This is a genomic window from Serratia sp. C2(1) (assembly GCF_036352655.1).
GTDB lineage: Bacteria > Pseudomonadota > Gammaproteobacteria > Enterobacterales > Enterobacteriaceae > Serratia > Serratia inhibens.
The window spans coordinates 215,388-231,608 of sequence record NZ_JAZFBA010000004.1 but is presented as its reverse complement, the minus strand read 5'-3'; the positions used below and the strand labels follow the sequence as shown (position 1 = coordinate 231,608).

The 16,221-nt window shown below is 54.5% G+C and carries 12 protein-coding genes and 2 pseudogenes; 5 read left to right on the top strand and 9 right to left on the bottom strand.

The window, feature by feature from the left end; translation table 11 throughout:
- Nucleotides 1–220 precede the first annotated feature (220 nt).
- The gene (locus tag V2S86_RS20830) at nucleotides 221–1,129 is read right to left on the bottom strand and encodes a LysR family transcriptional regulator (protein ID WP_330763971.1); all 909 of its coding nucleotides are present in this window, start codon (nucleotides 1,127–1,129) and stop codon (nucleotides 221–223) included.
- A gap of 107 nt (nucleotides 1,130–1,236) precedes the next feature.
- Here V2S86_RS20830 and V2S86_RS20825 point away from each other — a divergent pair, with 107 nt between their 5' ends.
- On the top strand, nucleotides 1,237–2,121 hold the full coding sequence (locus V2S86_RS20825; protein WP_330763970.1) for an MBL fold metallo-hydrolase: 885 nt from the start codon (nucleotides 1,237–1,239) through the stop codon (nucleotides 2,119–2,121).
- 84 nt (nucleotides 2,122–2,205) lie between these two features.
- On the top strand, nucleotides 2,206–2,856 hold the full coding sequence (locus V2S86_RS20820; RefSeq protein ID WP_330763969.1) for a DsbA family protein: 651 nt from the start codon (nucleotides 2,206–2,208) through the stop codon (nucleotides 2,854–2,856).
- 30 nt (nucleotides 2,857–2,886) lie between these two features.
- Here V2S86_RS20820 and V2S86_RS20815 read toward each other — a convergent pair whose 3' ends face one another.
- Entirely contained in the window at nucleotides 2,887–3,594 is a 708-nt protein-coding gene (locus V2S86_RS20815; RefSeq protein WP_330763968.1) for a tetratricopeptide repeat protein, read from the bottom strand.
- Nucleotides 3,595–3,786: 192 nt separating this feature from the next.
- Here V2S86_RS20815 and V2S86_RS20810 point away from each other — a divergent pair, with 192 nt between their 5' ends.
- Together V2S86_RS20810 and V2S86_RS20805 are read left to right on the top strand one after the other, a co-directional pair.
- Nucleotides 3,787–5,523 (top strand): ABC transporter ATP-binding protein/permease, encoded by a 1,737-nt coding sequence (locus V2S86_RS20810; RefSeq protein ID WP_330763967.1) that lies wholly within the window; start codon nucleotides 3,787–3,789, stop codon nucleotides 5,521–5,523.
- Between the two features lie 220 nt (nucleotides 5,524–5,743).
- Nucleotides 5,744–6,964: pseudogene (locus V2S86_RS20805) on the top strand (CynX/NimT family MFS transporter).
- Here V2S86_RS20805 and V2S86_RS20800 read toward each other — a convergent pair.
- A complete protein-coding gene (locus V2S86_RS20800) occupies nucleotides 6,954–7,127 on the bottom strand; it encodes a hypothetical protein (RefSeq protein ID WP_330763966.1) in 174 nt (57 codons plus the stop codon). The pseudogene V2S86_RS20805 and the gene V2S86_RS20800 sit on opposite strands and share 11 nt — an antisense overlap.
- A gap of 526 nt (nucleotides 7,128–7,653) precedes the next feature.
- Nucleotides 7,654–9,306, bottom strand: coding sequence for a multidrug ABC transporter permease/ATP-binding protein (locus tag V2S86_RS20795; RefSeq protein WP_330763965.1), 1,653 nt, complete (start codon nucleotides 9,304–9,306; stop codon nucleotides 7,654–7,656).
- A 399-nt stretch (nucleotides 9,307–9,705) separates the two neighbouring features.
- On the opposite strand from V2S86_RS20795, the gene V2S86_RS20790 reads away from it, so the two are divergent.
- Nucleotides 9,706–10,257 (top strand): tyrosine-type DNA invertase, encoded by a 552-nt coding sequence (locus V2S86_RS20790; protein WP_330763964.1) that lies wholly within the window; start codon nucleotides 9,706–9,708, stop codon nucleotides 10,255–10,257.
- A gap of 172 nt (nucleotides 10,258–10,429) precedes the next feature.
- Here V2S86_RS20790 and V2S86_RS20785 read toward each other — a convergent pair whose 3' ends face one another.
- From V2S86_RS20785 to V2S86_RS20765, 5 genes and pseudogenes are all read right to left on the bottom strand, one after another.
- Nucleotides 10,430–11,119, bottom strand: a complete 690-nt coding sequence (locus V2S86_RS20785) for a response regulator transcription factor (protein WP_330763963.1) — start codon at nucleotides 11,117–11,119, stop codon at nucleotides 10,430–10,432.
- A 57-nt stretch (nucleotides 11,120–11,176) separates the two neighbouring features.
- Entirely contained in the window at nucleotides 11,177–11,881 is a 705-nt protein-coding gene (locus V2S86_RS20780) for a response regulator transcription factor (RefSeq protein WP_330763962.1), read from the bottom strand.
- A 122-nt stretch (nucleotides 11,882–12,003) separates the two neighbouring features.
- On the bottom strand, nucleotides 12,004–12,525 hold the full coding sequence (locus tag V2S86_RS20775) for a fimbrial protein (protein ID WP_330763961.1): 522 nt from the start codon (nucleotides 12,523–12,525) through the stop codon (nucleotides 12,004–12,006).
- A 51-nt stretch (nucleotides 12,526–12,576) separates the two neighbouring features.
- Nucleotides 12,577–13,629, bottom strand: a complete 1,053-nt coding sequence (locus V2S86_RS20770; RefSeq protein ID WP_330763960.1) for a fimbrial protein — start codon at nucleotides 13,627–13,629, stop codon at nucleotides 12,577–12,579.
- Between the two features lie 10 nt (nucleotides 13,630–13,639).
- A pseudogene (locus V2S86_RS20765) lies at nucleotides 13,640–16,178 on the bottom strand (fimbria/pilus outer membrane usher protein).
- Nucleotides 16,179–16,221 lie beyond the last annotated feature (43 nt).

The window sequence follows — 16,221 nt, the reverse complement described above, 5'->3', positions numbered from 1 at the left end:
AAGGGTCAGAAGGTGTTATTCAAAGCGCGGGGATATTTTCTTAACCCTATAATTATTAAGTCTTATTCGCTCTTTTCACGCTACAGAAATAGCACGGCAACCGGCCTTGAAACCAGTGACAAAGCCCCGTTGAGCACAAAAAGCCATCATCAACTCGCTAACCGTTTGAATGCGCTGACGATGAAAAATGTGTGCAAATGTTGCTGTCGTGTTAACGCTATCAGCGCAGCGTCGCCCGCCAGGCGGGATCGTTGGCAAACCACTCCACCAGAAAATCCAGCATGGTGCGCAAGGTCGCCGGCATTTGGCGACGCGAGGTATAAATGCCGTAAATCCCCATCGACTGCGGCCGATAATCCGGCATCAGTTCTATCAGTTCACCGCTTGCCAGCAATGGCGCCGCCGAATAATAAGGCTGCATGGAAATGCCGGCGCCCTGCACCGTCCCCGCCATCAATACCACCGACTCGTTGGCGCTGAGATTGCCGCTGACCGCCACCGCCGACTTCACGCCCCGAGAATCAAAATGCCACAGACTTTTACCGAAGTAGGAATAAGTCAGGCAGTTGTGCAACGCCAAATCCTGCGGATGGCGCGGCGTGCCATGCGCTGCCAGATAAGCCGGGGAAGCGCATACCACCGAAGCGCAAGAAGAAAGCGGTCGGGCGATCAGATTGGGATCCAGTTCATTGGTGATGCGCAGCGCCAGATCGATGCGCTCCTCCACCAGATTTACCGCCCGATTATTCATTTGCAAATCCACCGCCACCTGCGGATGGCGTTTGAGATATTGCGCCACCGCCCCCACCAGCGCGGTCTGGCCCAGCGACTGTGAACAGGTGATGCGCAGCAGACCGCGCAATTCATCGCTTTGCTCGCCTTCCACCAGATCGATCTCACCCGCCAGCGCCAGCATCTGCCGGCAACGTTCGAGAGTGCGCTCTCCAGCGTCAGTCAGACTAAGCTTACGGGTAGTGCGGTGCAATAAACGTGCACCGGCCCATTGCTCCATCTGCGCCAGATAGCGCGTCACCATCGCACGCGACATTTCCAACGTTTCCGCAGCGGCAATCATGCTGCCGCGATCAACGATGGTGATAAAAACCTCAGCTGCGGTAATGCGATCCATGATTCGTCCGATTTACGCAATGAATAATTGCTCATTATCCGGTTTTTCTAACGCTTTATGCAACCTAACATCTGTACAACAGCTGATACCCAAAAGGACCTCTGCCCATGTTTAAGAAATCATTATTGACCCTGGCTTTCGCCGGCATCGCCACAGTAAGCACCTACGCCGCCGCGGCTGACGCCCTGACCCTGGACGTGTACAACCCGGGTGAGAAAAGCGTGTTCCCGGTTTCTTCGGAAATCATCAGCGGTAAACACGAAGTGGCGCTGATCGACGCCCAGTTCCAACGCAACGACGCCGAAGAACTGGTGAAAAAGATCAAAGCGACCGGCAAGAAACTGACCACCATCTACATCAGCCATTCCGATCCGGATTTCTATTTTGGTTTGGACGTGATTAAAGCCGCGTTCCCGCAGGCAAAAATCATCGCGTCACCGGACACGATCAAAGAAATCAACGCCACCAAAGACGGCAAAATGGCGTACTGGGGCCCGATCTTGAAAGAGAACGCGCCTAAAGCGGTAGTGGTTCCTCAGGCACTGCAGGGCGATAGCTTCACCATCGACGGCCAGAAAGTGGAAGTGAAAGGCCTGACCGGCCCAACGCCGGAACGCACCTACGTGTGGATCCCTGAGCTGAAGGCGGTCGTGGGCGGCGTCCCGGTAGCCGGCGACAATATCCACCCGTGGATCGCCGATAACCAGAGCGTGGAATCCCGCGCTCACTGGCAGCAAACGCTGGAAAGCATCAAGGCACTGAAGCCGAAAGTCGTCGTCCCTGGCCACTTCCTGCCGGGCGCGCCGCAGACTCTGGAATCCGTGACCTTCACCCAGAACTACCTGACTACGCTGGAAGCCGAACTGCCGAAAGCCAAAGATTCTGCGGCGCTGATTGCGGCAATGAAAAAGCATTACCCGAACCTGAAAGATGAATCGAGCCTGGAACTGAGCGCCAAGGTGCTGAAGGGCGAGATGAAGTGGCCGCAATAAGCGCGTCGCCATTCAGACTACACGGCCTTTGACAGGCCCAATGTTCTGCGGCGTTCGGCCGCAGAACATCACAAGGAATTAAAGATGACCGGTACAACTCTGCATTACGTTTTCGATCCGCTGTGCGGCTGGTGCTATGGCGCAGCGCCGTTGGTGCAAGCGGCCAAGAGCATTCCAGGGCTGACTGTTGCCCTGCACGCCGGCGGCATGATGACCGGCAATAATCGCCGCCAGATCACGGATGAATGGCGTAACTATGTGATTCCGCATGACAAGCGCATTGCGGAGCTGACCGGCCAGACCTACGGTGAAGCCTATTTCAATGGTCTGCTGCGAGATATCACGGCGATCATGGACTCCGAGCCGCCGATTACTGCGATTCTGGCGGCTGAAGCGCTGGGGGGACGCGGGCTGGATATGCTGCACCGCATTCAGATAGCGCATTACCAGGAAGGCCGTCGCATCGCCGATACGCCGGTGCTGGAAGCCCTGGCGAAAGAGCTGGGCCTGCCCTCTGCCCCGTTCATTGCCGAGATGCACTTTAACGCCGGCGCGCCGACCGCACAACACATTGCGGAAAGCCGGGCATTCCTTGCCAAAGTCCAGGGCCAGGGGTTCCCGACCTTTGCGTTGCAAGACAGCGAAGGCCAGCTGCGCCAGATCCCGGTAGGCAACTATTTGGGCAACGCTGATGCCTGGAAAGCGTTGTTGAGCGGCGCGGTGAACTGGGCATAATCCTGTTTCGGCTGCGCACCCCGCAGCCGATTATTCGACCCGTATGAACGTCCCCTGCGCCTGTACGTTAAAACCAAATCCGCAGTCGCCCTTGGTACGCATATCCACCGCATCTGCCGTAAATTGCATCACCACGTCACAGGCCATCCCGTCCTGTGGCTCCCGCTGGCGGTATACCGCCTTGCCCCGTTCAATCGGCAATACCTCGGCGAACTCGCCCATATTCGGCCCGTAATACAGCCCCATTTGCGGCATATAATAGCCGGAATAATTAATCAGCCAGCGCCCGCCCTGAGGCTTGACCTCTACTTCGCTCCATACGCCGCGCCCGGCGTACTGCCAATAGACGCCAGCCAGCCCGCTCACCGGCGCTTGCTTCGCCAGACGTTGCTGCAGCAGCTTTAGATTATGCTGGGATTTCGCATCCTTCGGCGCCAGCGCCAGATAAGCGCGCGCCTTGAGCAGTTCGCCGGCATGCATCAGCGACAGCGCCACGTTGTTATAAGCAGTGGCGATCGCCTGCTCGTTCAGGCCGCAAAACTCGCTCCAGGCGGCCTGATCACGGAAAACATCGGCCGCCCGGCCATAATCGCCCCGCTGGTATGCGCTTTTCCCCAGTTCGGCATAGCCCGCCACTTTCTGGCAATCGGCATCAATATCCGGTTCATCAATATGTGCCATCGCCTGGCCGCTGGCGAGCGCGCCATAGATCAACAGCAGGGGAACCAACGCCTTCATGCCTTATCCTTTCCAGAGTGAGTAACCGGTAATTCGGCGCCAGTATAACCCTCATGTCCCCCGGCTTCACCTCTACGGATTCATCCACAATATTTCAAACGGTTAGCCACGTTAAAACTGCTTACATGTCACGGTTTGTTTGTTACCGGCCGGCGGCTCATGCTGATCGGAACGTAAAAACTCGAGAGCCTTATGAACAGCCCCCCAACGCAAAAACGCGCCGTCTGGCAGTTGATTAAACCTTTTTGGGTTTCGGAAGAGAAATGGCGAGCCTGGTCGATGCTGATCACCATCGTCGCCCTGTCGCTCGGGCTGGTGTATATCAGCGTGCAGATCAATCAGTGGAACCAGGTGTTCTATGACGCGCTGCAAAACAAAAACTACCCTGTGTTCAAGGCACAACTGTGGCGTTTCACCTATCTGGCGCTGATCTTCATCGTGCTGGCGGTGTATAAAATCTACCTGACCCAAGGCCTGCAAATGCGTTGGCGGCGCTGGATGACGGAAAAATTCATGGGTAAATGGCTGGCGCATCAGGCCTATTACCATACCGAGCAACAGCAGATCGTCGATAACCCGGACCAGCGTATCGCCGAGGATCTCAACGTCCTGACCCAGTACACGCTGTCACTGTCTCTCGGGCTGCTCTCCAGCCTGGTGACGCTGTTTTCCTTTATCACCATTCTGTGGCACGTCAGCGGACCCATGACCTTTATGATTAGCCGGCACACCATTACCGTGCCCGGTTATATGCTGTGGTTTGCGCTGTTGTACGCCGGACTGGGCTCACTGTTGATCTGGTGGGTCGGCAAGCCGCTGGTCCGGCTCGGCTTTAACCAGGAGCGCTATGAAGCGAACTTCCGGTTTGGCTTGATCCGCATCCGCGAAAACAACGATGCCATCGCGCTGTACCACGGCGAACCCCGTGAAGCGCAACAGCTGGGCGGCCGTTTTGAGACCCTTCGCGCCAACTGGTGGTCGATCATGCGGATCACCCGGCGGCTCAACATTGCCTCCAACTTTTACAGCCAGTTCGCCATCGTTTTCCCGCTGCTGGTGGCGGCGCCGCGCTACTTTTCCGGCGCCATCCAGATGGGCGGCATGATGCAGATTGCCTCCGCTTTTGGCGAGGTACAGGGGGCGCTGTCATGGTTTATCGACGCTTTCAGCGATCTCGCCACCTGGAAAGCCTGCGTGAACCGTCTGGCCGGTTTTAACGCCGCGGTAGATCAGGTACACCACCAGCAACGCGGCATTCAGTTGCGGCCGGAAAGCACCCAGCCGTTGATTCTTGATCACCTCAGCCTGCAACTGCCGAACGGCCAGAGCTTGCTGAATGCAAGCTCCATGACGCTGAAACGCGGCGAACGCGTGCTGGTCGTCGGCCCTTCGGGTTGCGGCAAATCGACGCTGCTGCGCGCTATCGCCGGCATCTGGCCGTACGGCTCCGGTGCCATTGGGCTGGACACCGCCTGCCGCGCATTATTCCTGCCGCAATGCAGCTATATTCCGATAGGCACGTTGCGGGAGGCACTCAGTTACCCTCACCTCGCCGCCGACTACAGCGATGAACAACTGCTGAAAGTGCTGGAAAATTGCCGCCTGAAGCATTTGCAGCGCTGGCTGGACACCGGTGCCAACTGGAGCCACCGCCTTTCACCGGGTGAACAGCAGCGGCTGGCCTTTGCCCGTGCCATTTTGACCCGCCCGGATATTTTGTTCCTCGACGAAGCCACCAGCGCGCTGGATGATGAAACCGAGCAACTGATGTATTGCCTGCTGGTTGATGAGTTGCCGCAGGTGACGTTGGTGAGCGTGGCACACCGCAACAGCGTGGCTAAATATCACCACAGTTGCTGGCGCTTTAGTCGCCCGGAAGAGAATGAACCGGCGCGCATGGCGCTTAGCCCGTTGCCTGTCGCCGGTTAACGAAGCGATTGCGGCCCGATGAGCGCTCTTACCCTTCATCGGGCCGCAATCGCTTAAGGGCAGAGCCCGTACGCGCCGGTTAAGCGCCCCTTGTCAGGCCGCCCGTTCTTCCCTACACTTGCGCGCAGATATCGGTACCCTGCCGGTACGTAAGCGTTAACGTCAATCAACGTATCATGTCTTGCAGCATTGATTGGCTGCATGCTGGTGCGAGGAATTCATGCCACACTCCGCGTTATCCCCAAAATCTGCCGCCACGAAGCGCAGCCGTTTACGTCACTCCTTATTGCTGATTGCCGGCATCATGCTGATCGCCGCTAACCTGCGCGCCGCGCTGACCAGCGTGGGCCCGTTACTGGAACAGATCCAGCAACAGCTGATGCTGTCCGCCACTGCTGCCGGCTTGCTCAACTCGCTGCCGTTGATCCTGTTTGCCGTCTTATCGCCGATGACGCCGGGCCTGGCCAAAAGAATCGGCATTGAACGCACGTTGGGCATGGCGCTGCTGCTGCTGATGGCGGGCATTGTACTGCGCTCCCTGCCGCAAAACGGCATGCTGTGGTTAGGCAGCGTCTTGATCGGCGCCGCCATCGCTTTTGCCAACGTGGTGTTGCCAACGCTGGTAAAACGCGACTTCCCGAGCCGTGCCGCCGCCATAATTGCCGGCTATGCGGCGGTGATGTCGCTGGCTGCCGCTACCGCCTCCGGCCTGGCGGTGCCGCTGGCGTCACTGAATAACCTCGGCTGGCGTTTCTCTCTGCTGTGCTGGAGCCTGCCCGCCCTGTTGGCGCTGATTGTCTGGCTGCCGCAGTTGCGCCGCCCGCCGGCTTTGACGGCCGGTGTGACACAACCAGTCTCTTTAACGCCGTCCCGTTCGCCATGGGGCAGCGCGCTCGGGTGGTAGGTAGCGCTGTTTATGGGCTTACAGTCCATCACCTTCTACACCATTATCGGTTGGTTCAGCGCCTTTGCCGCCAGCCACGGCACCTCGCCGCAACAGGCGGGTTTCGAACTGTTTATCTACCAGATGATGGCGATAGCCGCCAACTTTGTCATGGTATTTATTCTGCCGCGCGCGCGCGATCAACGCGCTATCGTGTTGTGCAGCTCGTTGCTGATTTTTATTGGCGTCACCGGCCTGCTGCTACTGCCGGAAAACTCGCTGATATGGTTAATCTTTGCCGGATTGGGGGCGGGAAGTTCTTTGGTGCTGGCGCTGTCATTCTTTGGCTTGCGCAGCGGGCATCAACACCAGGCCACGCAGCTGTCAGGCATGGCGCAATCGGTAGGCTATTTGCTGACGGCGCTAGGCCCAACCTTGTTCGGCGTGCTGCACGACCTGACTCAAGGTTGGCAATTGCCGCTGAGTATCCTGCTGGGCCTGACCCTGCTGCAAATGCTGTTTGGCGTTCTCGCCGGGCGTAATCGCATCATCCGCTAACCTCGTGGCGGGTGGGTAGCGCCGGCACAGAATCCGGGCCATCCACCAGCCAGAGATCGTCAATAAAATCGCGCTGTGCGGCGCTCAACTGCCAGCGAGGCGGTATCTTGGCAAGGCTGCGCTCTTTAGCGCTCTTACCATTTTTAACGCGTTTTTTGTCCATCGACATACTTCCTAAATCATCAGCAACCCATAAATCACGGTGGCAATACCCAGCCAAACACCCCGCAGCCGATAAACACGCACAACCAAGCCCTACGTTTGATGTCCCTCACATCCTTCCCTATCACGCCTCACCTAACCAATAGATTAATATGATTAAAAAATAGTAATTGATAAGATTAATAAATCAATGAAACAGGTTATTCGCATGGCGATTTCAAGAAAACACGCTGAATAGCGACCTTGCATTAAATAGTAAATAGTGCAAAAAACGACATCGCTGCACTTCATAGGGCACAGGCTAACAACAACTCAACTATCAGTATCCCGATAGTGTGACACGATAAAAACGATCAAAATCAAACCATCAGTAAATGAATTATTATTAAAACCGATGGCTGGATTTAACCTAAATCGGCGGGCGGTTTGGCGGTAAAAAGAAATGAAGAAGAGAACGTTAACTGCGGCTTGAGCGACTGAATCCTTAATTCAGGCCGCGTAAACCGGCCTGAAAGGGATGCAATAGATCAGCTAATTTGCGTAACTGAGTCCTTACTGGCATGATCACGCTCGCTGCCCGACAACTCCATCAGATGCCCATCGCGCATTTGCAACAGCCGATCGGCCTGTTCGAAATAGTAGTCGTCATGGCTGATGGCAAATACCGTTTTGCCCAATTCACGCAACTGCGGTAACAACTCTCGATAAAAGATGCGACGAAATTGCGGATCTTGATCCGCTGCCCATTCGTCCAGTAGCAAGATATCCCGCTGTTCTGCCACCGCCAGCAGCAAAGCCAGGCGTTTACGCTGCCCTTGCGACAGCTGCGGATTGGTCACTCTCAGGCCGTCAAATTCCAGTTTGTTTTTCATGTTCAACCGGTTAAGCCAATTTTCCACCAATTCGGCGTCAGGCTGCCGGCCATCCGGCCCCTGCAAATGGTGGAACGGATGAAAATCGGTAAAAATGGCGGAAAACAAACGGCGGTAGTCGTGCATATCCGATGCTTCCTGCGCAACGCCATCCAGCAGGATCTGCCCGCTGACCGGCTGATACAGACCGGTCAGCAACAACGCAAGCGTTGATTTTCCGCTGCCATTACCGCCAATCAGAAACACCAATTCCCCCCGGCGCAACGTCAGGGAGACGGGCCCAACGGCAAATCCGGCTTTCTGCTCCGTCGCACCGTGATGGAATATGATGTCGCGCAGTTCCAGCGTTTGCCAGGCTTTGGTGGCAACGGCTGGGAATGCCGGCTGATAATCGGCAAGCCGCAGGGATTTGATCTTGTTGAAGGCCACTTCTGCCCCTATCAGCGTCGGAAAAGCCCCTACCGCTTGCAGCAATGGCGTGCGCAAAAATAACAGCGTCAGTGAATAGGTCGCCGCAATGGCGGTATCTGCCCAGCTCAGGCTGTTGGCCATATAGAACACCAAACCAATGGCGCCCAGCATCATGATATTCGACCAGTTTACCGCGCTGAGATGGAAGGTATCGGCACGAATAATATGGTAACGGTAGCCTTCAGCATCCGGCAGGTAGGCCTGTTGATAGAGCGCCTTGGCACGGTCACGGTTTAGCACCAGTTCTTTGCGGCCGTCAATGGCAGACTGATAATGTTGGTAAAGGCGCTCTTCCGCCTCACGCACGCTGCTCAGATGACGATACACTCGCGATACCAGATACCCGCTGCCAAAAACCGTCACCGCCACCCAGACAGCGGTCACTGCCAGCATCTGCGGTGAAAGCCAGCCCAGATAGGCCGCAGACCCCAGCGTCAGTATCACCCCTTGCACCAGTTCCGGCAGCCGGACAAAAGCCAGAGTAATATTGCGTATGTCGCTGGCCAGGCTCGCCAATAGAGAAGCGCTGCCCAATTGCTCAATCCGTTCAATAGGGGTATCCAGGATCCGCTTCACCAGTTGGCCACGCAGCCGGAATACGAAATGATGGCCAAGCGTGGTCAGCGCCAGCTGCGATCCCAGCGTCACCGCCAGCAACAAAGCCAGTAGCCCAAGAAACTCCGGCAGCACAGTCAGTGGGTTGCCCGCCGCCGCCATCAGCCGCAGATTGATAAAGGCGATGATGCCGATACCCAGCGCCGCGCTAGCCATGGTCAACGCCATTACCGCCAGAAACGGCCAACGATACTGATGGTAAACCACCCGTAGCAACTCCATAAAAAACCCTTACTCTGAAATCTTGAGATGGCAGGCATTGTAAGCGGCGAGAGAATGATATCAATAATAATTCTCATATCACTGGCGGCACTGCGAGAAAACATCCCCATCCGGGGCAGCATGGTTATCAGAAATATTCCATACGGATATCGGGCCGCGGAGTACTAAATTGAATTAATGGAAATATAAATGCGCGCTACCACTCAAAAAGCCGCCTATTTATCAATGGAAAATATCAAAAAAACATTCACTAAAAAAATAAGAATAAAATAAATATATGAATTTACCATTAACACCTTGAAGTAATTTTATTTTCTTTGCCGTCACTCTGCGTTAAGTGCTTTAATAAAAAGCCGACTAATTAAAACCCCGTCAACGTTAATAGCCTAGGTAATTAAAATGAAGAAACGTAAATTTCTCAGCCAGGTTGAAATTGAGCAACTTATCTCAGCCGTTCCTGAGGGTAAAAACAGTGTTCGGGACCGTTGTTTGCTACTGATGTGTTTTATTCATGGTTTACGGGTCAGCGAACTCCGTTCATTACGTTTACAGGATATTGATCTTACAACTAATCGGGTACACATATTCCGGTTGAAAAATGGATTTTCCGTTCAGCACCCAATACAACCCCGGGAGCGCAATGCCTTATTGAAGTGGCTTGGCCTAAGGCCAGGCTATCTTGAAGCCGATAGCCAGTGGCTGTTTTTGTCACGCCACGGTGGGCAAATATCGCGACAACAGCTGTATCGGCTGATGCGAATGTACGGTGAAATGGCCGGCATTAGCGTTCAAGTGCATCCTCACATGCTTCGCCACTCCTGCGGCTATGCCTTGGCTGACCGAGGGATAGATACGCGCCTGATCCAGGATTATCTGGGGCATAAAAACATTCAGAACACCGTAATTTATACTGCCACTAACGTAGAACGATTCAGAATTATCAATATTTGATATAAAAAAAATGATAAATAGAGACTGAATGCCCCGAAGGAGAAACACCATGAAATAGATCTCTTAGGGGCATTTCATTTGAAAAATGCGGAGCGCAGCTTTTCCCGCAGTTTATCATTGCCGATGCGGTTCTTTCACTGCTGCCAGAAACTCGTCGGGACACCAACACGCCTTAACGTTGCGTACTTCTCTGCCACTCTCCCGCAAGCTGGCGGGTAATTTTGCTGTGCAGTGAAAACAGTTCACTGTCGTTCGACACCTTCAGCTTACGCATGGCGCTGCATTTGTGTGCGCTGATGGTTTTGATGCTGCGCCGCTGCAATTCGGCAATCTCCCGCAAACTCATGCCATTAAACAAAAAGGCCAGAACATCGCTTTCACAACGGGTCAGCTCACGCGTCACCGTCGTTTCTCTCGCGGAAGTACGCGCCAGACAGGCACCAATCTGTGGGCTTAATACTCGCTCTCCGTTCAGCACCCGGTTGAAAAACTCCGCTACCAGGGGTAACGCATCATCCCGCGCTACAATGCTGATATTAGGCTGGCTCAATAGCAGTGCCAGCTCTTCGACACTTTGGCTGCGGGTATAGGCCACCACCCGCAAGGCCGGTAACTGAGCGCACAGGTCAAGCAGTATCTCCCGGCCCTGTTCCGTACTCTCGCCCACGCCATTCAATTCGGCAATCAAGACGTCGGCCTGTTGGTAGATTGCCCCATCTGCCGCCTCTCTCATACTGGTTTCCCGTACCACGATCTTTCCCCGCGTCGAGAGCGTACTCATAAAACTTGCCAATCCATCAAGCGTCAATGGGCAACGATCCATTAACGCAATGTTCAACCGTTGGTGACGTGAAACCTGCATATCCTGCTCCTGTCTTCCTTCTATGCTGCCGCGTTAAAACGCTGCCAGTTTACGCCCTTAACGAACAAAGGACGGGCCATTCACCGCCATCCATTTCCCCTGAAGATATAGCTCGCCATCATTATGAAAACCCAGCTTTAACATGGCATTACGCTTGTGCGTGCTGACGGTGCGGATATCGCGGCACAGCGTCAAAGCAACATTGGTCACGCTTTTACCGGAAAATAGCTGGGCCAAGACATCCAACTCGCGTACCGTCAGGGGCTTCTCTGTTGCGGCTTCATGCAACCCACGTTGGCGGATGCGATGGCTAAAGTTACTGTTTCCCGCCAAAACCTGCCGTACACAATGTTCCAGCGCGACAGCAGGCTCCTGTTTCAACGTCATGCCTCGGATACCTGAAGCTATCAGCTGCCGCAACACTCTGGGCTCATCCAGCGCAGTGCACACGAGTAACGCGGTATTAGGCGACTGCTCATGTATATCGGCAATCAGTCTCAAGCCATCCAATACGGACTCCGACTTGCCGCACAGCTCCATAATTAACAGACGGGGCTGATGTCGGGTTAACGTGGCCTTCAGCTCGGCAAGGCTTCTCGCCAGCAGAAGATTGTCCTGCCGAAAACCACAAGACTCGATCAATAGGTTACTAATCCCTAACGCAGTGATGGAACAGGGCTCCATAATGACTAGGGTTCCGGTTTTTTTATCGTATGTATCCTTTGAATCTGGCATATTACTGTGTTGATAATTAATAGTCATATCATCACCTTAACTTTGCTATTACGATCCCTCGTCAACCATTCGTGCCTGGAAACATCACCGGGCAACACCGGTCTTCAGCATCGGCAGCCGGCAGTCAAGAATGCTGGCGCTATAAATGCCTATTCATAGACAAAGGCAATCTGCAGTACGCCATCAATACTGCCGGGCGTGGCGCCACCATTCACGCTGTACGCTCGGGCCCGAAGATTGAATATGGCCTCGTGCGTCAGTGGATTGACCGATTGCGCCATGCTTTTATTGTTACCCAGATTGCTGCCGCTTTGGCTTTGCAACTCGATTTGTACCCTGCGCGATGTGCCGACGCTTTTATATAAATCGGCCCCCTCTTCCGCTTCCGAACCGCTGAAAGTCGCCGTCGCCGAGGTGGTGGTGGTCGGGCAGTTTTTCAGCGTTAGCGGAAATTCGATCCATTCGCTGCCGGAGCCGGCTCTCCCCAGGATAGCGGCAGAAATATTGTCGCCGAGATTTACCTGAATGTTGCTGTTTGCGCCATCGACAACACAAGGCGCCGCTTTGATGGTGCCGGTTATCTGTAACTTTGCCGCCGCAACCGGAAACGCCACCTGAAAAATGCCGGCAATGACCAGCGCCCGGCTTATTCCACTCAAGCCATTAAACATAACGCTCTCCTTTTCTTTGAGGACACAATCCCCCCACGGTTAAAAATCCACTTATTGAATCTCTGCCTGAATGGTCGCCGTCGCATTGAATTTACCTACAGCGGGCATCTGCCCGGTGGTATTGACCGGATACGCGCTGAACCTAGTGCTGCCACTCTGGCTGGGATAGTTGAAATCAACGTCCAGACGCCCATTTTGCGGCGAAACAGAATGACCGGACCGATCCATAATCATTACCCCTATACTGCCGTTAGTGGTCTTCAGCGCCCCAGGCGTATTGCTGTCGGATTCCCCTCTGAATGACAGACTGATCTTGACCCCTGCGGAAATATTGCGACAGGCCAGAGTCAGTTCCTTCTGATACGGGGTAAAATTAGGCGGCATATTTCCTTTGGTCTGAAAATCGGTAGACAGAATGTCACCAAAATCAATCATCACCGTCTGTGGGCTGATTTCGCAATTTTGCGGCACGGTCACCACACCGCTCATCGTGACCGTGGATACCGGGGTAACGCTGCTCACGCCATTGACGACAGAGACATAATTCTCGACCAACCGGGTACTGGGGATGATGGTCTGGCCGACAAAAGGTCGGCGAAAATAGAGATGAACCCGGCCTCTGGCTCCGCTGCTATAAGGCGCGCTCGCACAGCTTTCACCGGGCTCCAGTTCCGTTTTTCGATTGGAAATATTGCTGAAAGGCGTCGGGATATACTGTTGCAGATTGCCGCCAACATACACCTCACTGGCCACAGCCAGGTATTCATTCAGCACGTAATAGGTTAAAGGGCCGTCTATATGATTTTGCACCGGCAGACTCGACCGAGCGGTGACATAAGACGCCGTGCGGTCAGTGCATTCGCACTGCACATCGTAGGTATCGCTCAGATTCCAGTTATTACCGGAGGCATTATTAATCACCATACCGGTGATGTTCTGTTCCGGCCTGCTCAGCGTAGGCGCAAACATAAATGAAAATTGATGAGTTCCTCCTATCGGCCTGCATTGGCCAAAGGCAGCCAGTGCCTGCGTTGTGCTGAACATAGCGGCGCAAAGCAGGCCATAATAAATCACAACTCTTTGATTTGATTTTACTGATTTCATCAAACGCACCTTATAAACACTGCCCGTTGACCAGGCGAATCCCACCGCTTTCGGGTTGATTAGCCAATTGATAGCTGACCTGACACTGCTGGGTTGCGTCATGGCCCCACTTAACCTGCAACTGGCCGCTTTCAGGCATACCTGCCAGATAAACCTGCCCGCCGTCACCGACGATACCCGCGTTGTTGGCAGCACCGACCGTAGCGCCGAAAGGCACCGGATTACCGCTGCGCGTCAGCAGCGTCATCAGTACGCGCTGGCCGACGTTAGGGTTGAAGCTGGCGCGTACCACCGCGCCACGGGTCGGGATCACCGTTTGGCTACTGAGCGTCATATCGACATTATCGGCGAACGAGTCCCCATCCAACCCAACGATATTGCGGCGATAAGGTGTCAGATAAGGCACTACCGCATAACCGTGCCAGTCGGTGCTCACCCCGGTCTGGTTCAGCACGTTGACGCCCGCTGCGCCTGGCGCTTGCACCAGCGCGACCGTATCGCCCAGCGGCTGGGACAGCGTGATACCGTTTTGATGCACCAGCACGCCGCCCTGAATGCCATAGTTCACCTGCCGGCGGTGACGGTCATAGCCATAGCCCAAATTCAGTTCCGCCAGAGAACCCTTGTAATCGGCCTGAATATTGCCGTTGGCCCCTACGCCTCGGCCGGTATAACCCTGGCTCAGGCTGTAGTTCAGGTTATTGCCCTCCAGCGCGCTGCCGCTCAAGCCAAGATTGTGGCTGGTGGCACCATTGCGGCTGCTGTTCATGTTATAGGTCGCATAACTTCCCGGTAGCCACTTGCTCAGTGGCACGCTGACGTTGAAGGCCACAATATGGTCACGCACATAGGTCCGATTTCCGTTGCTGTCATATCCGTTCTGGCTGAAGGTATAATTCAAGCCGTAACTCACGCTTTCCCAATTGTTGTTGTAGCTGACGCTTGCCGACTGGAAGCGGCGATTGTCGTTCCAGTAGTCTTCACTGAACACACTGAGCGATAACGATCCGCCCCTCTCCCACAGGCTTTGACTCAGCATCAGTTCGGCACGGCTTTTCTTGTGATCGTTATGGAACGCCCTGCCGCCATAGCTCTCAAGCGCCTCTTGCAGGGTATAAAAACCACGCGTGGAATAACGGTAACTGGCCAGGCTGAAGTTAGTGCCGGACTCGATAAAGTTTTTACCGTAGCGCAGCCGCCATGATTGCCCCTGATCTTTGGGTTGCGCTTCCTGCTTGGTCCAGGCCTGCGTGACGTCGGTGGACATGGCTCCAAGCGCCCCCAGATTTTGCCCCCAACCCAGCGCCCCCCCCCTGATACTTGCTGGCGGCTTGCATCCCGCCATAGATCGTCGCGCCCCAAGGAAGACCATAAATACCCGTAGCCTGGCTAAAGGGATGTTCATCGACACCGCCGCTGTAAGAACGGTACTTTCCGCTGGTCAGGCTGTACTTAAAGCGCCCCTCACGTTGCAATACCGGCACCACTGCATAAGGCACTACAAAATTTTGTTCCTGACCATCGGCTTCGCGAACGCTCACACTCAGATCGCCGCTACCGCCGGTAGGATAAAGATCGGTAATTTCAAACGCCCCGGGCGGCACATAACTTTGGTAAATGACATACCCGTTCTGGCGGATCACAATTTGAGCGTTGCTGCGCGCTATCCCACGCACCACCGGCGAATAACCTTTCATGCTGTCCGGCAGAATTTCACCCTCCGAGGCCAATTGCCCGCCGCGGAACTGCACGCTGTCGAATACATCGCTGGCTGTGGTGCTGTCACCCAAAGTCAAACGGCTCTGCAACGCAACGATGTCACGTTGCAGGTAGGTATTAATAGAACGCCATGAGGAAATTCCGCCGCTGTATTGGTTCCACACCGAATAGTTACGCAGACGCCATGCGCCCCAGTTGATACCTGAGCGTAGGTTGAGGTAATAGTTGTTATTGTTTTGCCCCTGGCTTTCACGTTCCTGACTATTGGCGCCGGTGAAGTTGTAATTGACCAGCAGCGCCAGTATGCCGGTATCCCACAGTTCAGGTGGTACATAGTCGCGCGCATTCCTATTCAGCGCGGCTTGGGGAATACTCAGATTAAGTCGCAATTGGTTGAACTGAAAAGTGGTGGAGGACTGAGGAATCGTCTGCGCCAGATTGACGCAACTTTCCGAGCTGTCAATAGCGGGAAAGGAGCTTACCTTTACACCCAGTTCAGTCAGCTTCGCGGCGCTCAGACAAGGCTGTAGGCTTTGCTTCCCTGTCGCATCACGCTGGAGACGAAACTCGATATCCAGAGTATCTATCTGCTGACCGTTAAGATAAAGATCGACCCGGTAGGTACCCGGTGCCTGGCTGCTGTTTTCTTCAAAAACAGAAAGATCTGCCCCACGCAGCGCCGGGTTGTCGATTTCCAGTAACGCCGGGTTAAAATAACGGCTCGCATAGGCCACGCTGGAAGAATTCAGCAACAGCAGCATTTGGCAAGATATCAGGTATGCCAAGACCGACTTCGGTTTTCGCAGACCAATACAACTCGGGTTATTCATCTTTTTAACTCCCTGTCCCGATCATTTCGCCTGTCCTAAACTC